This is a genomic window from Abyssicoccus albus (assembly GCF_003815035.1).
Lineage (GTDB): Bacteria > Bacillota > Bacilli > Staphylococcales > Abyssicoccaceae > Abyssicoccus > Abyssicoccus albus.
The window spans coordinates 566,942-591,644 of the sequence record NZ_RKRK01000002.1 but is presented as its reverse complement, the minus strand read 5'-3'; the positions used below and the strand labels follow the sequence as shown (position 1 = coordinate 591,644).

Annotated in this window: 28 protein-coding genes; 5 read left to right on the top strand and 23 right to left on the bottom strand. The window is 32.9% G+C overall.

Features of this window, described 5'->3' with window-relative positions:
• Positions 1-62: 62 nt before the first annotated feature.
• The gene (gene acnA / locus EDD62_RS02835; RefSeq protein ID WP_123807453.1) at positions 63-2,780 is read right to left on the bottom strand and encodes an aconitate hydratase AcnA; all 2,718 of its coding nucleotides are present in this window, start codon (positions 2,778-2,780) and stop codon (positions 63-65) included.
• A gap of 451 nt (positions 2,781-3,231) precedes the next feature.
• Here acnA and mscL point away from each other — a divergent pair, with 451 nt between their 5' ends.
• On the top strand, positions 3,232-3,588 hold the full coding sequence (gene mscL / locus EDD62_RS02830) for a large conductance mechanosensitive channel protein MscL (RefSeq protein ID WP_123807452.1): 357 nt from the start codon (positions 3,232-3,234) through the stop codon (positions 3,586-3,588).
• Between the two features lie 78 nt (positions 3,589-3,666).
• Here mscL and EDD62_RS02825 read toward each other — a convergent pair whose 3' ends face one another.
• From EDD62_RS02825 to EDD62_RS02800, 6 genes are all read right to left on the bottom strand, one after another.
• Entirely contained in the window at positions 3,667-4,275 is a 609-nt protein-coding gene (locus EDD62_RS02825; protein ID WP_123807451.1) for an SCO family protein, read from the bottom strand.
• 107 nt (positions 4,276-4,382) lie between these two features.
• Positions 4,383-7,583, bottom strand: a complete 3,201-nt coding sequence (locus tag EDD62_RS02820; protein WP_123807450.1) for an AAA family ATPase — start codon at positions 7,581-7,583, stop codon at positions 4,383-4,385.
• Positions 7,558-8,706 carry an exonuclease SbcCD subunit D gene (locus EDD62_RS02815; RefSeq protein WP_123807449.1) on the bottom strand — a complete coding sequence of 383 codons (1,149 nt, stop codon included), beginning with the start codon at positions 8,704-8,706 and terminating at the stop codon, positions 7,558-7,560. The genes EDD62_RS02820 and EDD62_RS02815 overlap by 26 nt, the downstream gene beginning before the upstream one ends.
• Before the next feature lie 532 nt (positions 8,707-9,238).
• The gene (locus tag EDD62_RS02810) at positions 9,239-9,379 is read right to left on the bottom strand and encodes a YvrJ family protein (RefSeq protein ID WP_083705853.1); all 141 of its coding nucleotides are present in this window, start codon (positions 9,377-9,379) and stop codon (positions 9,239-9,241) included.
• 23 nt (positions 9,380-9,402) lie between these two features.
• Positions 9,403-9,615, bottom strand: a complete 213-nt coding sequence (locus EDD62_RS02805) for a DUF2922 domain-containing protein (protein WP_123807447.1) — start codon at positions 9,613-9,615, stop codon at positions 9,403-9,405.
• Positions 9,616-9,657: 42 nt separating this feature from the next.
• Positions 9,658-9,867 carry a DUF1659 domain-containing protein gene (locus EDD62_RS02800; RefSeq protein WP_077140319.1) on the bottom strand — a complete coding sequence of 70 codons (210 nt, stop codon included), beginning with the start codon at positions 9,865-9,867 and terminating at the stop codon, positions 9,658-9,660.
• A 100-nt stretch (positions 9,868-9,967) separates the two neighbouring features.
• On the opposite strand from EDD62_RS02800, the gene EDD62_RS02795 reads away from it, so the two are divergent.
• Positions 9,968-10,405, top strand: coding sequence for a DUF2621 family protein (locus EDD62_RS02795; protein WP_077140320.1), 438 nt, complete (start codon positions 9,968-9,970; stop codon positions 10,403-10,405).
• 67 nt (positions 10,406-10,472) lie between these two features.
• Here the strand turns inward: EDD62_RS02795 and EDD62_RS02790 are convergent, their stop codons facing one another.
• The 10 genes from EDD62_RS02790 to EDD62_RS02745 form a co-directional block, all read right to left on the bottom strand.
• Positions 10,473-10,943: a CcdC family protein gene (locus EDD62_RS02790; protein WP_077140321.1), complete on the bottom strand. Its 471-nt coding sequence runs from the start codon at positions 10,941-10,943 to the stop codon at positions 10,473-10,475.
• 14 nt (positions 10,944-10,957) lie between these two features.
• Positions 10,958-11,659: a cytochrome c biogenesis CcdA family protein gene (locus tag EDD62_RS02785; RefSeq protein ID WP_077140322.1), complete on the bottom strand. Its 702-nt coding sequence runs from the start codon at positions 11,657-11,659 to the stop codon at positions 10,958-10,960.
• Positions 11,660-12,047: 388 nt separating this feature from the next.
• Positions 12,048-12,281 (bottom strand): YneF family protein, encoded by a 234-nt coding sequence (locus tag EDD62_RS02780; protein WP_077140327.1) that lies wholly within the window; start codon positions 12,279-12,281, stop codon positions 12,048-12,050.
• 86 nt (positions 12,282-12,367) lie between these two features.
• The gene (tkt, locus tag EDD62_RS02775; protein WP_123807446.1) at positions 12,368-14,356 is read right to left on the bottom strand and encodes a transketolase; all 1,989 of its coding nucleotides are present in this window, start codon (positions 14,354-14,356) and stop codon (positions 12,368-12,370) included.
• Positions 14,357-14,389: 33 nt separating this feature from the next.
• Positions 14,390-14,629: a DUF896 domain-containing protein gene (locus tag EDD62_RS02770; RefSeq protein ID WP_077140329.1), complete on the bottom strand. Its 240-nt coding sequence runs from the start codon at positions 14,627-14,629 to the stop codon at positions 14,390-14,392.
• A 193-nt stretch (positions 14,630-14,822) separates the two neighbouring features.
• A complete protein-coding gene (locus tag EDD62_RS02765; protein ID WP_123807445.1) occupies positions 14,823-15,089 on the bottom strand; it encodes a hypothetical protein in 267 nt (88 codons plus the stop codon).
• A gap of 496 nt (positions 15,090-15,585) precedes the next feature.
• Complete coding sequence (locus EDD62_RS02760) at positions 15,586-15,771, bottom strand: hypothetical protein (RefSeq protein ID WP_123807444.1); 186 nt, start codon at positions 15,769-15,771, stop codon at positions 15,586-15,588.
• Positions 15,772-15,888: 117 nt separating this feature from the next.
• Positions 15,889-16,200 (bottom strand): thioredoxin family protein, encoded by a 312-nt coding sequence (locus EDD62_RS02755; RefSeq protein ID WP_123807443.1) that lies wholly within the window; start codon positions 16,198-16,200, stop codon positions 15,889-15,891.
• 125 nt (positions 16,201-16,325) lie between these two features.
• Complete coding sequence (locus tag EDD62_RS02750; RefSeq protein ID WP_249037320.1) at positions 16,326-17,327, bottom strand: permease; 1,002 nt, start codon at positions 17,325-17,327, stop codon at positions 16,326-16,328.
• A 19-nt stretch (positions 17,328-17,346) separates the two neighbouring features.
• Positions 17,347-17,610 (bottom strand): ArsR/SmtB family transcription factor, encoded by a 264-nt coding sequence (locus EDD62_RS02745; protein ID WP_123807442.1) that lies wholly within the window; start codon positions 17,608-17,610, stop codon positions 17,347-17,349.
• Between the two features lie 202 nt (positions 17,611-17,812).
• Between EDD62_RS02745 and arsB the strand changes: the two genes are divergently transcribed.
• Positions 17,813-19,102, top strand: coding sequence for an arsenite efflux transporter membrane subunit ArsB (arsB, locus tag EDD62_RS02740; protein ID WP_123807441.1), 1,290 nt, complete (start codon positions 17,813-17,815; stop codon positions 19,100-19,102).
• 145 nt (positions 19,103-19,247) lie between these two features.
• Here arsB and EDD62_RS02735 read toward each other — a convergent pair whose 3' ends face one another.
• Positions 19,248-19,559: a hypothetical protein gene (locus EDD62_RS02735; protein WP_123807440.1), complete on the bottom strand. Its 312-nt coding sequence runs from the start codon at positions 19,557-19,559 to the stop codon at positions 19,248-19,250.
• Between the two features lie 290 nt (positions 19,560-19,849).
• Between EDD62_RS02735 and lexA the strand changes: the two genes are divergently transcribed.
• Positions 19,850-20,467, top strand: a complete 618-nt coding sequence (gene lexA, locus EDD62_RS02730; protein ID WP_123807439.1) for a transcriptional repressor LexA — start codon at positions 19,850-19,852, stop codon at positions 20,465-20,467.
• A gap of 237 nt (positions 20,468-20,704) precedes the next feature.
• On the opposite strand, the gene EDD62_RS02725 is transcribed toward lexA, so the two are convergent.
• The 4 genes from EDD62_RS02725 to panB are packed head-to-tail and all read right to left on the bottom strand — an operon-like array spanning position 20,705 to position 23,256.
• On the bottom strand, positions 20,705-21,145 hold the full coding sequence (locus tag EDD62_RS02725; protein ID WP_077140334.1) for a hypothetical protein: 441 nt from the start codon (positions 21,143-21,145) through the stop codon (positions 20,705-20,707).
• A 42-nt stretch (positions 21,146-21,187) separates the two neighbouring features.
• Entirely contained in the window at positions 21,188-21,574 is a 387-nt protein-coding gene (panD, locus tag EDD62_RS02720) for an aspartate 1-decarboxylase (protein ID WP_077140335.1), read from the bottom strand.
• Between the two features lie 15 nt (positions 21,575-21,589).
• Positions 21,590-22,444 (bottom strand): pantoate--beta-alanine ligase, encoded by an 855-nt coding sequence (gene panC, locus EDD62_RS02715; RefSeq protein WP_123807438.1) that lies wholly within the window; start codon positions 22,442-22,444, stop codon positions 21,590-21,592.
• The gene (gene panB, locus EDD62_RS02710; RefSeq protein WP_123807437.1) at positions 22,444-23,256 is read right to left on the bottom strand and encodes a 3-methyl-2-oxobutanoate hydroxymethyltransferase; all 813 of its coding nucleotides are present in this window, start codon (positions 23,254-23,256) and stop codon (positions 22,444-22,446) included. The genes panC and panB overlap by 1 nt, the downstream gene beginning before the upstream one ends.
• 86 nt (positions 23,257-23,342) lie before the next feature.
• On the opposite strand from panB, the gene EDD62_RS02705 reads away from it, so the two are divergent.
• Positions 23,343-24,272 carry a 2-dehydropantoate 2-reductase gene (locus EDD62_RS02705; protein ID WP_123807436.1) on the top strand — a complete coding sequence of 310 codons (930 nt, stop codon included), beginning with the start codon at positions 23,343-23,345 and terminating at the stop codon, positions 24,270-24,272.
• Here the strand turns inward: EDD62_RS02705 and EDD62_RS02700 are convergent.
• Positions 24,211-24,687 carry a GNAT family N-acetyltransferase gene (locus EDD62_RS02700; RefSeq protein WP_123807435.1) on the bottom strand — a complete coding sequence of 159 codons (477 nt, stop codon included), beginning with the start codon at positions 24,685-24,687 and terminating at the stop codon, positions 24,211-24,213. The genes EDD62_RS02705 and EDD62_RS02700 overlap by 62 nt on opposite strands.
• Between the last annotated feature and the right edge of the window lie 16 nt (positions 24,688-24,703).

Sequence of the window (24,703 nt, the reverse complement as noted above, 5' to 3'; positions counted from 1 at the left end):
ACCTCCATACTAAATATAAAAGAGTGAGCATAAATGCTCACTCTTTTTCATCAATTTAATGATTATGAGTTTGCTAATTTTTGGCGTAAAACCATTTGAAGAATTCCACCGTGTCTGTAGTAGTCTACTTCGACATCTGAATCAAAGCGCGCTAATACTTCGAATTCTTTCACAGAACCATCAGTATGAGTCGCCTTCACTTGAACGTAATCTCCAGGCTTAACACCTTCTTGTACATCAACGTCGAATGTTTCTTCTCCTGTTAATCCTAATGATTCGATTGTATCCCCTTCTTTAAATTGTAAAGGTAATACACCCATCATCACTAAGTTTGAACGATGAATACGTTCATAACTCTCTGCAATTACAGTTTTCACACCTAATAAATTCGTTCCTTTTGCAGCCCAGTCACGACTTGATCCCATACCGTAATCTTGACCTGCAATAACAACTAATCCAGTATTGTCTTCTTTATATTTCATCGCTGCATCATAGATCGGCATTACTTCTCCATTTGGCCAATATGTTGTGAATCCGCCTTCAGTACCTGGTGCAATTTCATTGCGGATTCTAATATTCGCAAATGTACCACGCATCATTACCTCGTGGTTACCACGACGTGATCCATATGAGTTAAAGTCCCGAGGAGAAACTCCTTTTTCGATTAGATATTTTCCTGCTGGTGTATCCTTACCAATCGCACCCGCTGGAGAAATATGGTCAGTTGTTACAGAGTCTCCAAACTTACCTAATACGCGAAGTCCACTCAATGGTTGAATGTCTTCTGGTGTTGTTTCAAGGTTTTGGAAGAATGACGGATTCTGAATATACGTTGAATTCTCATCGAAATCATATAATGGTTGATCTGTCGTCTCAATTTCATTCCATACTTCATTTGAATCAAACACACGTTCATATTCTTCACGGAATAATTCTGGTGTAACTGTTTCTTTGACAGCTTTATTAACTTCTTCAGTTGATGGCCAAATATCTTTAAGATATACATCTTGTCCACTTGCATCTTGGCCAATTGGATCATTTTGTAAATCAATATCTACTGTTCCTGCCAAGGCATAAGCGACAACAAGCGGAGGAGACGCAAGATAGTTTGCCTTCACTAATGGATGAATACGTCCTTCAAAGTTACGATTACCACTTAATACAGAAGAAACAAGTAAATCAGCTTCTCCAATCGCCATTTCGATTTCTTCTTTTAATGGTCCAGAGTTACCGATACATGTCGTACAACCGTATCCAACCAAGTTAAATCCTAATTCGTCTAAATATTGTTGTAATCCTGAATCATTTAAATATCCAGTCACGACTTTTGAACCTGGTGCTAAAGATGTTTTAACATATTCAGGCACTGTTAGTCCTTTTTCAATTGCTTTTTTAGCAACTAAACCGGCACCTAACATCACATATGGGTTTGATGTGTTTGTACAAGATGTAATGGCAGCAATTGCAATGTCACCCGTTGTCATTTCAACATCATCTTGATCTTTGAATTTAATAATCGCTTTTTTATCAAATTCATCTTTAGATAAACCATGTCCAGCATTTCCACTCTTCGCTGTGACTGATTTTTGGAATTCTTTTTGCATATCACTTAAGTTGATTAAATCTTGTGGACGTTTAGGACCAGATAATGATGGTTCTACTGTCGATAAATCTAACTCTACAACTTTAGTATATTTAGGTTCTTCCAATTCAGGATCGAAGAACATATTATTCTCAGTTAAGTAAGTTTTAACAATTTCGACTTGCTCAACGTCACGACCTGTAAGTTCCATATATGATAATGATTCTTCATCGACAGGGAAGAATCCACATGTTGCTCCGTATTCGGGCGCCATATTAGCAATTGTCGCACGATCAGCAAGTGGTAAATTCGTTACACCTTCTCCAAAGTATTCTACAAATTTACCAACAACGCCTTCTTTACGTAACAATTCAGTCACACGTAATGCTAAATCTGTAGCAGTTGCACCTTCAGGTAATGCGTTCGTTAATTTAACACCGATAACTTCAGGCATTGGGATATAAGAAGGTTGACCTAACATACCTGCTTCGGCTTCAATTCCACCAACACCCCAACCAAGTACACCAATACCGTTAATCATTGTTGTATGAGAATCAGTACCGACTAATGTGTCAGGGAATGTAACGTTTACTTCATCATTCATATCACGAACATGAACAACATTTGCTAAATATTCTAAGTTTACTTGATGGACGATCCCAGTAGCTGGTGGTACAGCACGATAATTATCAAACGCTTTTGTTGCCCAGTTTAAGAATTTATAACGCTCTTCATTACGCATAAATTCTAATTTCATATTACGCTCTAATGAGTCAGGATTTCCGTAGTCATCAACTTGCACTGAATGGTCAATGACCAAGTCTACCGGTACTTCTGGATTAATCTTCGAGATATCACCATCAACATCATCCATCGCTTTACGAAGTGACGCTAAATCAACAACGGCTGGAACACCAGTGAAATCTTGTAAAATAACACGTGATGGTTTGAAAGGCACCTCTCCTCCTTCTTTACCTTGAGTGTTCGCCCATTCACATAATGTTTTAATGTGTTCTTCAGTGATCACTTTACCATCAAACTGACGTAAAACAGACTCTAATAACACACGAATCGAATACGGTAACTTGTTAATTTCAGTAAGTCCAGCGTCTTCTAGTGACTTCAGACTATAGTATGTATACGTCTGTGAGTTTAATTCAAACTTCTTTACAGCATTTTCTTGCAAATTGGTTGTCATTAGATATTCCCCCTAATATAATCTTCTCTTTATATTTTATAGAACTTACCTAAATAAGTAAACTAGTTGACCTTAACTTTTTGATAACGCTTTAATTTCTTCTATAACACCAATGAATCAATTATCCAGTTTATACATCTTCATCAACATAATTAAAGTATTGTTGTTTCGTTCTAGAAATTAAGAACACTAACGTAAGTATCTCTACTTTACCAATATACATCATTCTAATCATGTTTAATGACATAGATTAAAATTAATAATTGTTATATAAATTAAAGCAAATAAAATTTCAATACTTATATAATTTATATAAATGTTTAAGGGCTTGTATGTATGATTAATCATCTATTATATAAAAATATACATAATTCTGTAAATTTACGTGTATATTTACTTTCATTTCAAAATAATATATATTAAAGAAGATTATAATATAGGTGGTGAGAATATGATTAAAGAATTTAAAGAGTTTTTACTTCGTGGGAATGTATTAGACCTTGCAGTTGCTGTTGTTATGGGTGCTGCATTCGGTAAGATTGTGTCGTCACTTGTTGAAAATATCATTATGCCATTAATTGGTTTAATCTTTGGTTCAACAGATTTTACATCAGATTGGACATATAAAGGGATACAATACGGCATGTTCATCCAATCAATTATTGACTTTGTAATTATCGGTTTTGCTATATTCATGTTTGTCAAAATTGTTAATACAGTGACACGTAATAAGTTTGTTGCAGAAGATGAAGAAGACGAGCAAACTGTTTTATTGTCTGAAATCCGTGATTTATTAAAGCATAAGTAATATTGAACATATGAAAATAGTTTAATTGAAAAAGACATGCATTATACTTTGATCAAAGTATAATGCATGTCTTTTATATTACATCGGTCCTTCATTAATTACAGTCTTCACATCTAAAACGATTTCCTCTTGTGGAAACTTCTTATCACCAGAATCAATACCACTATATGTTTTAATGACTTTCCCTTCTTGATCTAATAAATAGAATGAAGTCCCATGTGTCACTTGATCACTGCTCTCAGGTGGTGGAGCGACAATTGTTTTGAAGTTATGTTCTGCAAAACTTCTTATAAAATCATAATCATAGCCTGTCACAAGTGACCATTTATCATCTGGAACATTATATTTTTTAATGTATTCTTTTAAATTTTTAGGTTTATCATTTTCAGGATCTACTGAGAAACTAACAATTTGATAATCTGTAATGCCTTCTTCTTCCAATTGATCTGATACACTCGCCATATTATGCGTCATCGGAGGACACACCGTCTCACAATTAGTGAAAATAAAATCGACAAGTGTTACTGTACCTTTTAAATCTTCTTCACTAAATTTCTTATTATTTTGATTAGTCACTTCGAAATCTTCTACAACATTGCCATACCCCGGTGCAATCTCAATTCTTGATTGATTACAAGCTGTTAACAGAAGGATAGCAGTGATCGTTATGAATATTATTTTTTTCATCAAGATGGCCCCCCACTAATATAAAATATAACTTTCAATATATATCATACTAAATTAATCATACGTTATTGTGAATACTATGTGACAGTTTATTAAAATCATGCTTCTTAATGAATTAATTCAATCGTTGAATACCCGATATGTTTATGTACTTTAATTTGAGCAGGAAACTGCTCTTTCATTTCTCTAACATGCGAGATTAATCCGATATGTTTTCCGTCGTTTCTTAATTCTTCTAATACATCATTTACTTTCTCTAACGTTTCTTCGTCTAATGTCCCGAAGCCTTCATCAATAAACAACGTATCCATCTTAATGCCGCCTTGATGACTTATAATGACATCGCTCAAACCGAGTGCCAAACAAAGACTTGCAAGGAACGTTTCTCCACCACTTAACGTTGTCGCTTTCCTAATTTCATTATTGTAATGATCAAGCACTTGTATCTCTAAACCTGCCCCACCTTGGTTAGAGACCTTTTCATTTATAAATTCATATCGATTCGAAGTTAGTTGTAGCAATCTTTTATTCGCACTAATTAATACACGTTGGAAGTAATATTTTAATACATAAGATTCAAGTTTTAAATTCATTTTATTGTGACCGTTCAATGTTAAGTATGTTTTACGAATCATTCTATTCGTTCGTTCAATTTCAATGAAATCATTGTATTGAGTCAATAATTTTTCATGTTGTCGATTCAATTGATCCAAGTCTTTTTGAAGACTAATGTGCTCATTTTGAAAATTCTTCAATTGATGCTCCGATTGATTTAAACGCTCTATCACTAACTCTTTATTATAGTTTGGAACACCTTTTAACATTTGCTTTTTCGTTAAAATCTTACTTTTCAAAGCTTCTTTTTCTTTTATATATCGTTGATACACTCGGTCCATTGACTCTATATTACTTTGTTTAATATTGTTTAACATATCAGTTGGATCGTTATATTGAAATTGTTTAAGTATGTGATTTATATCTTCTTTTCGTTCAGATATGTCACGATTTAGCTGATTCAATAATTCTTCTTTTGCTTTTTTATTACTGTTTAATTGCTGAATAATTTGGGATTTTTCTTCAATTTTTTCATTTGCCGCTTCATACTCACGACTAAACAATTTCGATTCGTCATTATAACGTGTCATTTCCTGAATAAACAAATCTATATCGTCATATTTCGTATAGGTTTGAAAATCATCAATCGTTGATTTATATTGTTTAAGTTGTTGTTGTAGTTCAACTTTATCTTGTGTCATTAATGATTCAAGTTGTCTATTTATTTCATCTACCTGTTGATTTAAAGAATCTATTTCTTTAATATCTTTCTCTCTTTGTTCAATGTTATTAGTCACACGCTCCATTTCAGTTTTGAAATGTTCTATTCGCTCTGTAACATGTTCAATAAAATCGTTTACTGTTGATACATCATGATGGCTGGATTCTATTGTCAACGATACATTAAATCGTGCATTATCCTTCTTCAAAGAATCCAATATATCTTCATATTGCTTTTTAAGTATGCTCATTTCATTGGATAATTGATTCATTTTCTTTTTTGTATCGTGATAATTAGTAAACAATTTATTAACTAATCCATCTTTTTCTTTTAAAAAATTTAAATCATGATGTTCTTTATGTTGATGTTCAATGTGTTGATGACATAGTATACATTGATCGTGTTGACTGTTGTCTTGAAAAGCTTTAAGCGTAATATATGCATCCACTTGATCTGCATTGATTGTTTCAAACACTTCACCGAAATATGATTTAAGGTCTTTTTGCAACTTAATCAGTTGATGATCGATCTCCTCTTGTTGTGATTCTTTTTGACCATATTCTTTTGAATAGCGTTGTAATTGTTTCAATTGAGTCAGTTGACTTTCATACGATAATAATTTTTTTGAAAATTTATCTTTTTGCTCATACAAAGTCATCATGGATTGTGACTGTTGTTTTAAAGACTCAATAGTTTTAATCAATTCCTTCTTACGTGTTGTTTTTTCCTCAATATGCTCATTCATTTCATCTAATTTTTTGCTCATCGGATCAACATTACGAATCGCGTTTTTTATTTTATCTTTATTTTCATAGAACAATGTATTTTGTGTAAATATGGTTTTCTTCTGTTCAATGTCCGGCTTTTTCCTCTGTAAATTATTAAGAGTTTCTTTTTCGTCTTGTATTGATTCTTCAGTTTTTATAATTTGTTCTGATAATGAATTTAAATCATTTGCATAGCGATCTCTTTGCTCTATCATTTCAACATATTGTGTTAAGTCATGTTCATATGTCTTTTCTTTTTTAAAAAGTTCAATCTGTTGATGTAATTGAAGCATCGACGTATGGTCACTCTGAATTAAAGAGTGCCATTGCACTTCTAATGATCGAATCTCATTAATTAAAGCTTCCCTTTGTTCGGCTTGACTTAATTGATTTCGATACGTATTGACTTCTTTTTCTTTCGTTGGTAATGCTCGAGTGAGTGCATTCATACGTTCGTTACTTTGTTTCATGAATTGTTCTGACACATCGATTGTAGTCTTTAAATGAGTACTATTAATATTGTCATACTGCCCAGCCTGTGATTCATTTATCTTTTCAATTGCTTCAACATCTGTTGAATCGTTCGTTAAATTTTTTATCGTCTGTACGATTTCACCCATCGTTGATTGAGCAATGTTTTGTTCGGATATTATCGTTTGTTCAATCTTTTTTTTGTCTTTATTGATTACATTCATCAATGATTCAAATCGCTCTGTATCAAAAATCGTTCGGAGTAATTTCATCCGTTCTTCTGTACGCGCATGTAATAATGCTTTAAATTCACCTTGAGGCAATATAAATACTTTCCTAAACTGATCAATCGTAAGATGCAATATGTTATGGACCGTTTCATTAATCGAAGAAACACTATCTGCTAAGAGGTGTTGATTAATGATTTCATATTGATCATTGACTTGAACTTCAAACATTGCACATTGCTCTTTTGTTTCATTTTTATTTTCTGGCTTTGTATATGAAAGTTGGCGATCAATATAATAATATTTCGTACCATATTCAAATAATAACTGAATCTTTGATACTTCATTTGTCCCTTCAACAAACTTGCTACGCATCGCTTTGAAATCTCTCGTCGAAGTGGATGTATCTCTGTACAATGCATAAGTAATTGCATCAAAGATAAATGTTTTACCCGCACCTGTTGGACCATTTACAATATATATGCCTTGCTCATTCACTTCAGTGAAATCTATTGATTCATTACGGTAAGGTCCAATATTTTTAATGGTTAAGTGAATTGGTTTCATCGTCCTCTATCCCCCTAATCTTTTCAAATACATATTGTTGTTGCAACTCAGTGAATGACTCACCTTCAACAAATTCATAAAACTGTTTCACAATATCCTCATCAGAACGTTCGATATTCACTTCACCTTGTTCTGTAATTAAATCACTCTGTTCTAATACTGGCTTGATTTCTAGTAAATTTGGATACATATTACGAAGCTTATAATATGCATTATTCACTTCTTTTACTTCAGTTAATTCAAATTTCAAATATGTATCTGGATCAAACTCAACCTCTTTATTCAAAATATCAAATATACTTCCACGATAGACTTTCATTGCAAATGGATCCTGAAGTCCTTTAAATTTCGATGACGTATTTCCATCATTATCTATCGAAATTACACGATAACCTTTCGGTTGCTTCTCTTCATCAAATGAATATTTAAGTAACGACCCACTATAGTGAATATGTTGAAATCTCTGATCTTCCAATGAGAACGGACTATGTAGGTGACCGAGTAGAACTTGATCAAAATCTTTGAATAATGAAGCATGTACAAGCTCAAGATTTCCTTGTTGAATATCTTTCTCAGATTCTGATTCCATCCCACCTTGTACAAATAAATGACCAACGCAGAAGTTAACATGATCATCGTTAATTAATTCCTCTTGATTTAATGCATCTACCAACACTCGATAAACATCATAATGACTTTCTACATCATGTTCTTTTGAACGCATATAATGCGGTGAAAAATATGGCATACAAAAAAACTTCATCCCTTTAATTTCAACTGGCGAGAAAACATCTTCGTATGTCGTCTTAATATGGATATTTTGTTTCTCCATCCAATACTTCGCAAAACTTAATTTCTCTTTACTATCGTGATTACCTGAAATGATCACAATCGGAACATCACCATCTTGATTCAGCCGCTCAATCGTTTGTTCGAACAAATTTAACGCAACATTTGATGGATTTACTTTGTCATAAATATCACCCGCAATGACAATGACATCTGGACGCTCTTCTTCCATCGCATGAATAAATTGCTCTAACATCGTTTGTTGATGTTCAATGAGATCAACTTTATTTAACATCTTACCTAAATGCCAATCCGCTGTATGTATAATTTTCACTATGATCACCTTTACTAAAGTATTTGTAAAATTGATTGTATTTAATTTCGTTAATATGTTTATAAACTATATAAATATCATATCAAAAAAATAAGGTTAATTAATTGAAGAACTTTATAAATATAAATATATTACAATTTTCAATTGACAATGCTTCTGTTTAAATGAATCAGAAAATAACCTCGTATTCAGAGTAAATCACAAATAATCTGATTATAAAGCGAATATCTGTCAAAAATGACTCCGTATTCAGAGTAAATCGCAAATACTCTGATTACCAAGCAGATATCCATCAAAAATGACCCCGTATTCAGAGTAAATCGCAAATACTCTGATTACCGAGCAAATATTCATCAAAATGACCCCGTATTCAGAGTAAATCGCAAATACTCTGATTACCGAGCAGATATCCATCAAAAATGCCCCCGTATTCAGAGTAAATCACAAATACTCTGATTACCGAAAGGTAGCTCAAATAAATAGCGATAAAATTTGATCATCATCAAATTTTATCGCTATTTTTATTGTCAGCTTATGACCTTGATTCTTCATGACCTAATGTTTGATGAATGAGTGAAATCAATTTATTTAACTTCACTTCAATTTTCAATAATAAGTAACATGAAATGGCAATTGGAAAACCTACGTTATTCACAACTTCAATCCACTCCATCAAAACACCTCTTATTATTTTAATTAAAAGATTTCAACAACATTACGTTCAACATATTTCGCAGATTTCAATTCAACAGGTTGACCTGCTGATGGCATCATCACTTGTGATGCGATTAAACGATTCGCATGTTCTAAAACAACTTCTTTCGTTAAACCTTCAATTGGTTCAGCGATTGAAAGTGAGTATGTTTTATCCGCATCTGTCGTAAATGTTAACACTAAGTTTTTCTCCACACTGACCTCTCCTTTCTTATATTTTTATAAACATTAATCAATTTAACTAATTGTCGACTTCGTTGTCTTCGTTACTTCGACAAAATCACGTGTTGTTAACGCATCATATGCGGCAGTAAAATCTAATAATTGTTGATCTGTTGATTCAATATTCGCCATGCTGTAACTTTGTGATTTATATACATCTAATCCTTTGTCATCCACGCCTGCTTGATACACCATTTGAACGATTACATCTGTTAAGATTGCCATTGTTTGTTGTTCACCTCCTTTCACTTTATATATCGAAAGAAGAGAAACAAATAGACAATCTAATGTTGAAAATTTATAATCACATTAAGAGGTGTATAGTATGAACGATTTATTTATGTGGTTTATTTTTATATGGTGTATTGCTTTAATTAGTTTATTATTTATCGGTGGTTTCTTTATGTTTCGCAAATTTTTGAAGAGACTCCCAAAAGTTGACGGTTGGAGTGAACTCGATTGGCAAGATTACTATATCCGTGAATCATTACCGCTATGGACTGAAGAAAAGAAATCCTTACTAAATGAATTTGTCAGTCCAGTGCCAGATTTATTCAAAGATGTTGCTAAAGAAAAGATTGCTGGTCATATTGCAAAGATTGCTTTAGAAGAAAAGACAGAAGAAATTACAACTGAACAAATGATTAGAGGTTATATCATTGCAACGCCTAAACGAGATCATAAGTTTCTAGTTAAAAAATTAAAACAACTCAACATTCCTATTGAACCGTATAAAAAATATTTCAAAATGAGTAGAGATTAATTTAATCAAAAGTAAAGAAAACGTGAAAGAACACATCATTGAGCTCTTTCACGTTTTTCTTTTGAGTTTAGTAAAATTTATCTTTTAAATTTTGATATTTAAAGTACATCGATATTCTCCACGGAACAATCATACTAAATCCGACTAAAAAGAACATTCCAGCGAGTGTCATTGGATCAAATGTTTCACTCAACAGCCATTTAATTACTGTTCGTATCACAAGTAAAGAGACTAATATAATTGGAAATAATTTATTTTGAATCAAATAGATATCGTCATCTCTAACTTCAAATTTGGTCGTCACTATTAATATCACAGAAAATACAAGACCTAATACTATACTCTCCAAAATTTCAAGAGGCGACAGTCTAAACGGTTCATAAATATACATTAAAGCACCAGTTGACATCATGATTGGGGGTAATACAATTTTACGAATTGACATTGGCTTTTTGGTCGATTTCATTCTGATGAAATAAACAATACTTCCCATGATTAAACCTGAAATAATGCTAAAATAAACAAATAATTCACTCATCGTTGTAACCCTTCCTAAAACCCTTGGAAATCTCCAAAGAATGGTTGGAGCCAACTAATAATTGATGTTAATCCATCAAAGTATAATATAATCCCCATAATAATCATTAATATACCACCAACGCGTGTAATCGTCATGTGATGCTTTCTAATCCATGATAATTTCGTAATAAAGAACGATAAAATAATAAACGGTACAGAAAATCCAATACAATAACTGACCATCATCATCATTGCGATATTCGGTGATTCAGTAGATAACGCAAGTATTGCTCCAATGATAGGCCCCTGACACGGTGTCCATCCCGCAGCAAATGCCATACCAATCAAAACAGTCCCTAAAAATCCACTCGGACGTTCTTTGAATGACACTTTACGTTCTTTTACGACCCATTCTGCTTTGAACACTCCAACAACAATTAATCCGAATACAATAATTAAAATTGCACCGATTTGTCTAATTAAATCTTTATATTCAATGAGCAAACCACCGATAAACTGGGAACCAAAGCCAAGTGCGATATAGACAAGGCTGAACCCAATTAGAAATAAGAGTGTATGTAACATTGCTTTAAAATTAAAGTGCTTCTTTTGTGCAATATCTTCATAACTCATCCCTGTGATGTATGAGATAAATGCTGGATAGATCGGAAGCACACACGGTGAAATAAAACTTAAAAAACCACCACCAAATGCAATCCATAGATTAAGATCCATATTAAAACCTTCTTTTTAATTATATTGACTTTAAATATGTCGTGATGAATTGACATCATCATTCAATATATTATGCTTGATTTACTATATTTTATTGTATCTTTATTCTTACAAGTAAACAATGGCATCTTTTCGACAATTTTAATTCAAAGTATACATCTTTGAATTGATGCATCGATTACACTCATATTCACAACCCCTTACATATACTTTCCACTAATTTGTTTTTGTACGAGCAATCTCCATATTTTTGGTCTATTTTAATATAAAAATCTTGAAAAAAGTGTGATAAGTTAAAAGATAAGTAAAGTCATGATTCACAAACAGTAACTTAATAAATAAAAATAAGGTCACACAAATTACATTTTGTGCGACCCTCTTTAAAGTATTACTTCTTCATCCCTTGATCCATATTTTTATTCATCATTGTCATCATTTGATTAATTTTCTTTTGAGAAGGTTTCTGACCCATTTGCATCATCATCATTCTCAACATCTCTTCATTAATCGGTGGATTCTTCTTCAAATAATCCATCATATATTTACGTGCTATGAAAAAGCCTAGCGCTACGCCTGCAATCAATGCAACGACTACGATTAATACCCAAATCCATGTATCCATTCATTCCACCACCTTCTACTCATTAACATTGATATTTTACTAAATAATTCAAGCCGTTTCAACAGTATTATAGATTTTAACTAATATTATAAGCGATCTTTAATCTGTTTTACGATCTGCTCTGTTGTAAAGCCATAATGTTCTAATACATCTTTCGCATTAGCACTCATTCCAAATTGGTCAATCGTAAAGAGTAATCCGTCTATGCCGACAAAACGATGCCATCCGATTGAAGCACCCATTTCTATTACAATTCTATGTTTTACATCTTTTTGTAAAATTTCATTTTTATACGCTTCATCTTGTTGTTCAAATTTCGCCATATCAGGCACTGATACTACTTGTACATGATGACCGTCTTGTTCTAATTGATCAGCTGTATCTATTGCTAGATTCACTTCACTTCCTGATGCAAAGATGATATGTGTGGCTTTGTCTTTCGCTTCCTTAACAACATAAGCACCTTTACGAACGCCTTCTTCAACTGTTTGTTGATCGACATCTAACGTTGTAACGTTTTGTCTTGTTAGAATCAAAGCCGTTGGTTTATCTGTTGATTCCATCGCCACTTTCCACGCTGCAATCGTTTCTTTACCTTCTGTTGGTCTAATGACATTCGCATTCGGGATTGCTCTTAATGCACTTAACTGTTCAATTGGCTCGTGCGTCGGTCCGTCTTCACCGACTGCGATTGAATCATGTGTAAAAATATATGTGACAGGTAACTTCATAATTGAAGACAGTCTAAATGCCGCTTTCAAATAATCACTAAATACAAAGAACGTTGCACCATAAGGTCTTAAGCCACCATGTGATGCCATTCCATTTAATGCCGCTGCCATACCGAATTCACGTACACCGAACCATATGTTACGTCCAGCATAGTTGTCTTTAGAGAAATCTGTTTCATCATTCACTAAACTTTTATTAGACGACGCTAAATCCGCCGCGCCTCCGAATAGTTGTGGCACTTGAGCACTAATTTGTTGTAGTACTTCACCACTATATGCACGCGTTGCTTTAGAATGACCCGCTTCATAACTTTCAATATTCAAGTCTTTAGATAGATCTTCATCGTTAAATCCATTCATAAATTCTTTATATAATTCTGGATAATCTTTAGCATATTGTTCAATCTGTTCATTCCATTTCGATTCAGCATCATCAGCGCGTTTAATCATCGTCTCTTTGAAATGTTCATATACTGAATCATCTACGTTAAATTTCTCTGTTGAGTCCATCCCATATTGCTCAAAGGTTAATTGTCTTTCTTCTTCACCAAGTGGTGCTCCGTGTATTTTATTTGTACCACTTAAGTTCGGTGATCCGAATCCGATAATTGTTTTTACTTCAATTAATGACGGTTTATCACTTTCTTTCGCTTGTTCAATCGCACGATTAATTTCGTCAATGTTATTCCCATCACTGACATGAATATAATCCCAACCGTACGCAGTGAATCGACCTTCAATATCTTCACTGAATGACTTATTTAATTTGCCATCCAAGCTAATGTCATTCGAATCATATAACACGATTAATTTCTCAAGTCCTAAATGTCCAGCCAGTGAAGCTGACTCATGAGAGACACCTTCCATTAAATCACCATCACTACATAATACATACGTATAATGATCCATCACTGAATAATCAGCTTGATTGTATTTCGCCGCAAGATGAGCCTCAGCCATCGCTTGACCAACTCCCATTGCAAACCCTTGACCAAGAGGTCCAGTCGTCACTTCAACACCTTCTGTATGATGTAATTCAGGATGACCTGGTGTTTTAGAGTCTTTTTGACGGAAGTTCTTTAATTCGTCCATCGATAAACTCCCTGACAAATGAAGTAAGCTATACAATAACGCAGACCCATGACCAGCGGATAAAATAAACCGATCACGATTGATAAACTTGTCATGATTCGGATTGAAGTTTAAGTGATTCACCCATAAAGTATACGCCATCGGCGCCGCACCCATCGGTAAACCAGGATGACCTGAATTCGCTTCTTCAATCATATCGATGCTCAAAGCACGAATTGTATTAATTGTTTGTTGTTGAATTGATTCCATCATATCTCCTCTTTTCTTTAAATAACATACTCTAATCTATTTTAATTTATTTTGTTTATCTCTTTTAATCTGTTTAACTTTTTCAGGCGTCACATCATTCCCCTCAGGATCAATGATTTTACTATTCTCTATTGTATTTTTCATAGATTTTCTAAAGTTTTTCAAATATTGTTCTCTTAATGATTCTAATTCAGAAAGCTCTTCATCAGTAATTACATTCGCTTTTTTTCTCTTCGCCAACGTATTCAAACGATCTAATTTTTCTTTCTCTAACATGTATATCACTCCTTTATATAATTTACCATAAATCACGGTAAATCACTATTTGAATGGTTTATCGCTTGATGATTAAAATATTATTGTATAAATAAGTATTCATTATAGATAATAATCAAAACTAAATAAAAACAATTTTTTATAAAAATGCCTTGAACCATTTACACAGTTCAAGGCATTTTTACTTTGATATTCACTGTACATGACTATGTTTAATGTTATCAACAAATGTCTTTGCTTCAACCAAACCTAATTCAGGATTTTCTTCTCTTACATACTTGATTATTTTTACTTCATCATAATTAGCATTAAGCATACTTTCCACTGTAGAAATTACAAGTGAATCAGTCATCTCACCTTTTTGCGCAAGTCTCTTTTTAAGTTTCTTGTTTTCAGTATAGAAACCAAATATAACCCCTGTTAAACCTAATATCATACCAAATGATAATAATGCAGGCATACATATCCCCTCCTTAATACTAAAATTATATAACTACATTTAAAAAGTAAAATATTTCTATATCAAATGAAATTCATACTAAGTTATATCAAATATTACATGTAAATACAAAAAGTAAAAACTAAATTTTAAAATGGTAATACCTATTCAAAAAAGTCATATTTAAGAATATAGTTAAATAAAATATTAATTAATACAACGCCTCCGTTTATTACAATTGGATACATTCCTAATGGAATTGAATTTGGTGAAAAACCATATCTCATGATTAAATATGCAACAATAGAATATAATACCCCAACTATAATTGAAGTTTTATTATTATTCATTCCAGTATATATTCATTCCTTTTTTTGAAAAGTATAATCCATCTTTTACTAATATTCCCTTAAAAATAAAAACAAAACTATACAGTCTACCCTTTTCATTTAAGAAATTGTTAACCATTACTAAAATACTTATCAATAAAGTTTAATACTTTAAACAAGACTACTTGCTATTCACTCTGAACCGCCATTAATATAATGCCTAGTAAAAAACCAACACTGGTTCCAAATACTAATGGGTATATAATTTCAACGGAAGGAAAAAATATTAAACCTAAAATCATTCCTATCGAACAAAAAAGCATCATCGATAAAGGTAAAATAAAATCATTTATTTTTAAATTTTTATTACTCATAAATATGCTTCCTCCGCATAAAATCTCTTATAATTTATATGCTAGCACTTTTATGATATAAAATTAAAAAGGATTATAAGCTTTATAACTTATAATCCTTTTTAGTCATTCGAAACACTAAAGTTCTTCTTCAAGAATATCCTTCAACTCATCTACCGTTAACACTTTACCATATGAAACGACTTTTTCATGAATTACTAATGCAGGTGTACTCATTACTCCGTACATTGCAATCTGACTGACTTCTGTTACATGGTCAATTTGCTCATCAATATTTAATTGCTTTAACGCTTCTTCAGTATTCCGTTCTAATTCAACACACTTCTTACACCCTGTGCCTAACACTTTAATTTTTGCATCCGTCGTTTCATTCGCTTTCTCTACATTCACTTCGCAACATGACTTTTTCTTTTTACTAAATAAACCCATTTAAAACACTCCTTTTATTTTTATAAATTATTTGTATTATCATTATTTTCTTAATTTATATTCCTTTGATAATTCACAATGAAATTAGAAATTCACATATAATGTAATAAATATATGTTCTTTCATTAGATCAACACATGTTGAAATGCATTAAATATATACCCTACTATTATAATACCAACAATACAGATGATTACAAAAACAAATAGTAATTTCATCTTTACGACTTTCTTCAATAAAATAAGCGATGGTAAGCTTAATGTCGTTACTGACATCATAAAGGCTAATACTGTTCCTAGTAATGCTCCTTTAGCAAGTAGTGCTTCAGCAATTGGGATCACTCCAAATATATCTGCATACATCGGTACACCTAATAACGTCGCAATGATGACGCCAAATGGATTATCACTGCCTAATATCGATGTGACCCATGCTTCTGGTATCCAGTTGTGTATCAATGCGCCGATACCAACTCCGATGAGAATGTAGATAAACACTTTCTTAAACGTCTCTTGCGTTTGTTCGAATGCATATTGCACTCTTTCTCTTTGATTTAATGATTCAGATTCTATAGAAGTTGCTTTTGCTTGTTTAATGAAATCAGCCACTTGATCATCCATATTCAATCGTTCAATGATAGAACCTCCTATGATGGCAATCAACAGACCTACAATGACATACATTAACGCAACTTTAGGACCAAAGATACTCATCAGCAATACTAAACTCCCTAAATCAACCATCGGCGAAGAAATTAAGAATGAGAATGTCACACCAAGTGGTAATCCTGCACTAGTAAATCCTATAAACAATGGAATGGATGAACAAGAACAAAACGGCGTCACAGTACCGAGTAATGCGGCAATTGTATTTGCTCCGATCCCTTTATAACGTCCTAATATCTTTTTACTACGTTCTGGTGGAAAATAGCTTTGAATGTATGAAATGATGAAAATTAATACACATAATAAAATAATAATTTTGATCGTGTCGTAAATGAAGAAATGCAATGAACCGCCTAATTTACTCTCCATATTTATGTTGAATTGTGATAGCAAATAATATACAAGATCACTTAACCATTTCATACCGAGTACTTGCTTTTCGATAAACTCCCAAATCCCCACTGTTTAACCTCCTTTATTTTTATTGATGAACAGAATTCAAAAATGTTTTCACTTGTTCAAAACCCGTGTTTGATAATTGATAATGCATCCATTTTCCTTCACTTCTTGCACTGACAAGGTTTGCTTCGATTAATATTTTCATATGATATGATAAGCCAGATTGCGATAAATCTAGTGTCTCTTCTAAATCACACGCACATTTCTCACAACAATAAAGCATTTCGATAATCTTCAACCGTCTATGATCAGCTAACGCTTTAAATACTTTCGCTAAGTTCTCCATTTACACACTCCTCATATCAAAAATTCTTGATATGTTTATCATATAATATTTTTTATAACAATGAAACGATAAATCAAAAAAATTTGATATGTTATTGACTTTAATTCATATTGATAATATTCTAAATAGCGTATGAATGAACTCGTTCTAAAAGTAAATGAAATAACAATTAAATAAAAATAAAGGATAAAAGGAGACTATTATGACAATATTAGCGATTATTATATTTCTAGCCACATTAACTTTCGTCATCTGGCAACCGAAAGGTCTTGATATTGGGATTACTGCTGTTGTCGGTGCCTTAATTGCATTAGTCACGGGCGTTGTTGACTTTAGTGATGTCATTGAAGTGACAGATATTGTTTGGAATGCGACATTAACATTTATCGCTGTCATTATCATTTCACTCATTCTAGATGAAATCGGATTTTTTGAATGGGCAGCGCGGCATATGGTTCACGCTTCAAATGGAAATGGTGTTAAAATGTTCGTCTATATTTCTATCCTCGGTTCACTCGTCGCTGCTTTTTTTGCAAATGACGGTGCTGCACTGATTTTGACACCGATTGTATTAGCAATGGTTCGTAATTTAAAATTCGAAGAACGTCTAGTGTTCCCATTCGTCATTGCTAGTGGTTTTATCGCGGATACGACTTCATTACCGCTCGTAGTGAGTAACTTAGTTAATATCGTATCTGCAGATTATTTTGATATTGGATTTGTCGAATACTTTTTGAGAATGATTATTCCTAATATCTTCTCACTCATTGCAAGTATTATTGTATTGTATTTATATTTTAAAAAATCAATACCAAAATCCTTCGATGACTCAATGCTCGAATCACCTCAAAGTGCCATAAAAGATGAGAAAATGTTCAAAATTTCTTGGATCGTTATTGCTGTTTTACTCATTGGTTATTTAACAAGTGAATTTATACAAATACCGGTATCATTTATTGCGATGATCATTGCAATCATTTTCTTATTACTTGCAAGACAATCGCACGCGGTCAATACAACATCTGTCATGAAAGGCGCACCTTGGAATATTGTCTTCTTCTCAATCGGAATGTACTTAGTAGTCTATGGCTTAAAAAATGTTGGAATTACCGATTTATTGGCACAAACAATCAATGCAATCACTCAATATGGACTATTCCCAAGTATTGTCGGGATGGGATTCATTGCAGCAATATTATCTTCAATCATGAATAACATGCCAACGGTGTTAATTGACGCCATTGCCATTGGACAATCAAACGCTATCGGACCCATTAAAGAAGGTTTAATCTATGCAAATGTCATCGGATCAGACTTAGGACCGAAAATTACACCGATTGGATCTCTTGCGACATTGTTATGGTTACACGTATTAAGTCAAAAAGGTATGAAAATCTCATGGGGCACATATTTTAAAACTGGTATTGTCATCACAATTCCTGTTTTATTTGCGACATTAGTTGGTCTATATTTAACGTTTATAATCCTTTAAAACTTAAATGATGCTTAGAGATATTACTTATCAATAATTATTAATATGATTAAAATGAAAAAGCGCACAACGATTATTTCTTTAATCGTTGTGCGCTTTTAATGATTAGCATTAATAATACCATTTATAAAATGATGATTAATTGTTAATTTGTACTCACAAAATCAATAGATGCTTTGTCAGAATCTGTTGAATCATGATGTTCTACTTCATCCTCATGATTTTCGACACGATGTTCGTATGAATCTTGTTTAGTTTCATCTTCTAAATCACGATCATAACTTTCATTATTATTTTGCTGAGCTAATTGTATATCTTGTTCGCTAATCTGTTCTATCGCTTGATCGTGACCAAATACTGTATGACGTGCTTCTTCTGATGTTGAAATTGTATAAGATAAACCTATTGTTATAAGGAATGAAAAGAAAATAAGTAACCCTTTAATGTCTTGTTTCATATTAAATTACCTCCAGAACATTTGTTTGTAATTCAATATTAACAGAACACCCGTTTGTAGTCAACAATAAAACGAACAAACTTTCGTGTTTTTAATTGATGATAGCGAACGCTTATGCTATTATAAATATATAGATAGAGGTAGTTTTGATTAATATCTCGTTTATTTAAAAATTTACTTTAACTATTCATTATTTTCATTATTATTTTTTTCAAAATACAAAATTTAAACACAATTAAAATTAAACACAATTAAAATTAAACACAATTAAAAAGATGAGGAGATTAATTATGCAAGAATTAACAAAAAGACAACAAGAGATATACGACTTCGTCAAACAATACACACTAGATAAAGGATATCCACCAAGCGTTAGAGAAATTGGTGAAGCTGTTGGTCTGGCATCGAGTTCAACAGTACATGGTCACTTAGCAAGACTTGAAGATAAAGGCTACATTCGACGTGATCCTACAAAGCCTCGTGCGATAGAAATTATGCAACAAGATGAACCGATGCCATTCGATAATATCGTTCAAGTCCCTGTGATCGGAACGGTTACTGCAGGTGTTCCAATTACTGCAATCGAGAACATTGAAGAATATTTCCCATTACCAGAACATTTTATGAGCAATCATAATGGTGAAATTTTTATTCTTAATGTTATTGGGGATAGTATGATTAATATTGGAATTCATGACGGAGACCAAGTCATCGTCAGAAAACAAAACATCGCTGAAAATGGTGATATCATTGTTGCTTTAACGGATGACAGCGAAGCGACTGTTAAGACATTCTATAAAGAAAAGAATCAAATTAGATTACAACCAGAGAACGACACAATGGAAGCAATGTATTTCGATCATATTGAAGTATTAGGTAAGGTTGTTGGTTTATTTAGAACGTATTAAAGTTTAGGTAAAATGTTTTGGAGATAAAAAAGTAGCGATAAAATTTGATAATCATCAAATTTTATCGCTATTTCTTTATGTTATTAATTTAAATTAAGTTCACGAACGTGTTTTCTTATATTTTGAAATTAACTTAAAAGCAGTAATACCATCCACTTTGGATATGGCTTATTTACTTCTCGTAATCAGAGTATTTTAGATTTACTCTGATTACAGTTAATAATTCAAAGTTATTATTTATTTCACTTCTAAAATAGGGACTGTCGATGCAATGACTTGATTACGTACGACAACACTCATGACATCTTCATCCTGTATATATTGTTGTACTTCATCAATTGGAATCCATTGATATCCACCACTTGGTGCTTCAAATTCTTGACGAATTCTTGTATTGAATAAATATTCAATATGTCTTGTTTGCTTTCTAAAGAAAAATCCTTTCTTTTGTACTTCTTTCTCAAAAATACATACAAGACCATTCAGCTTAGCTTCGCCATTAATCGACCTCAAAAATTGATTCGCCGCTTGTTCGATAGGATAATGTTCATCATATGTCACATAGGGTAAATGATATTCATACTTCCTCCAAATTGCAGCTCGGTCCATTTGTTGATGCTTGATCAATAGATGATCATTATATTGAATGTATAGAGCAACTGTGTGATTTACTGCCATATAAAAACTCCTTGTACAAATTCATTGTTTACATTATACACTTTATTTATACTCAGTTCTACTTTGTTCGCCACGCTTTACTTCGATAATTCGGTTTTCTTCATCCATAAATGCAATCATCGGTGCATGTTCGCTAAGTTCATTTGAATCAATCATTGCATAACTAATAATTATGATGATATCTCCTTTTTGGACACAGCGTGCAGCGGCTCCATTCAAACAGATGTCACGTTGTCCGCGTTCACCTGGTATGACATATGTCTCAATTCTCGCTCCGTTATTATTATTGACTATTTGTACTTTTTCATTTGGAACGAGTCCAACTTCATCAAGTATATCTTGATCAATTGTAATACTCCCGATATAATCTAAATTCGATTCAGTCACCCGTGCTCTATGGATTTTACTATTCATTACCGTTCTGAACATAATACACCTCTTGGTTTACATAATAATATTATCTATTAATCTAGCTTTATCATACTTTACTGCGATTGCAATGACAATGGATTCATCCGTCGATTCAATCGTATCTATATGTTTTAATGTTGGATATGTCAATATATCTAGTGCATCTAATTGACCTAAACTTTCACACTGAATACGTTTTTCTATATATTCTTTCACTCGATTTACATCTGTAGTGCCTTCTTTGATGAGCTGCTTTGCACCGGTTAATGTGTTATATAAAATTGGTGCATTTTTTAATTCGTCTTCAGATAAATACACATTACGTGAGCTTTCTGCTAACCCTTGTGCATTGCGAACAATATCAACACCAATGATTTCTATGTTCATATGAAAGTCATTGGCCATCGTTTGTATAATCGCCAATTGTTGTGCATCTTTTTTACCAAAGCATGCTACATCTGGTTGAACGATATTGAATAATTTATTAACGACTGTCACAACACCATTAAAGTGGCCTGGTCTAACAGGACCGTCCATCACTGTATTTTGATGACCTACATTCAGTTGAATCGATGTTGATTCTTCAAGTGGATACATGACGTCATCCGTTGGTGCGAAGATATAATCAGCAATCCCATCGATTAATGCCGCATCTTGATCAAGTTGCCTTGGATAATCTTCGAAGTCTTCGTTCGGTCCAAATTGCGTTGGATTAACATAAATTGAGACGACAACGATATCTGACTGTTCACGTGCCGTTTTGATCAATTGTTTATGTCCTTCGTGTAATGCACCCATCGTTGGTACAAACCCGATGCGCTGTTGATTTAATCGGTGTGTATTTAATGATTCTCTTAAGACCTCAATCGAATGAATCACTTTCGCCATCATTTTTCCTCCCAAACTTTAACTTTATACGTCGTATCCTCATTTGGAAATGTACGATCCTTCACTTCTGATCTAAACTGAGATAATGCTGTTTGAATTGATTCATTTAAGTTTAAGTATGGTTTCACAAACTTCGGATAACGATGAATGCCATATTGTAATATATCATGATACACAAGCACTTGACCATCGGTATGTGATCCTGCGCCGATACCGATTGTTGGTACATTTAACTCACCAGTTACACGCTTCGCTAAATCGCTTGGAATGGCTTCTAAAACGAGCATTACAATACCACTCTCTTGTAACGCTTTAGCCTCTTGAATTAAATTCAACGCAGCTTCTTCAGTCTTTGCTTGTACCGCATATCCTGTAATACCGAATGATTGAGGTGTGAGTCCAATATGACCAACAATCGGAACACCAAAATCAGTCAATCGTTCAATAGCCTCTAAAGTGATTGGATGGGCTCCTTCAATTTTCAATGCTTGTGCATTGGATTGTTTATATAATTCCATCCCGTTTCTTACTGTATCATCGACAGAGACACCGACCGTTGAAAAAGGCATATCAACGACTGTAAACGTATCTTTTGCGCCTCTTTTCACTGCTTTTGTATGATGAATCATATCATCCATTGAGACTTGAATCGTTGAATCAAGCCCAAGCACAGTTGTTGCCACAGAATCACCGACTAAAATCATGTCAATTCCACTTTCTTCAACCGTCTTAGCACTTGGATAATCATATGCTGTAACCATTGTTATTGGAATATGATTTTCATACTGTTCTAATAGTTGTTTTAAGTTCATAGTGAACCCCTCTCTTTTTTGTCTATATAAGTTATTGTATAATATTATCATTCAATATAAAACATCAATATAAAGGATGATGATTCTTGGCAAATATTGCATTAATAGGACTTGGGGCAATAGGAAGTATCATTGCTCGATCCATCGAACGAAGTCAACATACGGGTTACTATTTCGCGACGACACCTCGACAAAGCTTATCGATTAAATATGAGAACAGTTTAAATGAAACGTATTCAATTGATAGCTATACATTACAAGATAAACAGATTGAGACAATTTTTAATCAAGTAGATCTTGTCATTATTGCTACGAAAGCAACTTCAAATCATACAATTTTAAAAAAGATTACACCATACTTAAATCAAGATACACCGATACTATTCGCACAAAATGGGATGGGTCAAACTGAGCAATATAATCAAAGTGTTCCATCAGTAGTTTACATATCTGGAGAACAATTAGACGATAAATCAGTCATTCATTTCCAAGATCAAATGTTAATATTACCGAATACTGAGCACAGCCAAATAATATATGACCTATTGAATTCTGATGATTTAACGATTGTATTAAGTGAAAGATTTACACGTCACCATTGGAAAAAAATTCTTGTTAACCTTGGGATCAATTCTATCACGGCAATCACGATGAGCACGTGTCATATCGTCCATTCACAATATGCAGTAGAATGGTTAACAGAGATCATTCGTGAAGGACAATCAGTCTGTCCAATTGACGAATTAAAAACAGATAATTTTCGTCATGAGCTCATTCAGTTGTATCAATCATATTCTAAAGAAATGGGCACTTCAATGTATTATGATTTGTTGAACGAAAAACAAACAGAAGTCGAATTCATCCAAGGTTATTTATTACGTTACGCAAAGTCAAAAAAGATTGATACACCATATATTCAGTCTGCATACTCACTCATCAAAGCGAAAGATTCAATCAATCAACAACTCGTTTCTTCAAAAAATGTAGCAGTTGGCGATAGCCGTAATATCCAATAGGCTCGTACTTTTCAAACCCTTTATGCAAAAATGTTTGATAAGCCGTTTTATTTAATTTATTCGTCGTCATAACAATATATTTTTTACCTTTATTACGGGCTACTTGTTCTATCGCATTTAAAACATGCTTGAAATATCCTTGCCCTTGATGCTTTGAATCAATCGACAATCCCCTAATATATATCGCCTCATCCGCATTGGATAATGACTCGGTATAATCACTCGCCTCTACAAACATAAAAAAGCCAATCACCTGTTGTTGATCATATAATACAACAGGTGTTGCATCATGAAACAACGGATTATTGACCATATAATAAGGATGACCACTAAATACCATTTGTTTAAATGATAGCGAATATTCCTTGAATAATTCACGACTGTCTTTATCATGATCTAACCATTGAACTTTCATTACATCACCTCTCGTT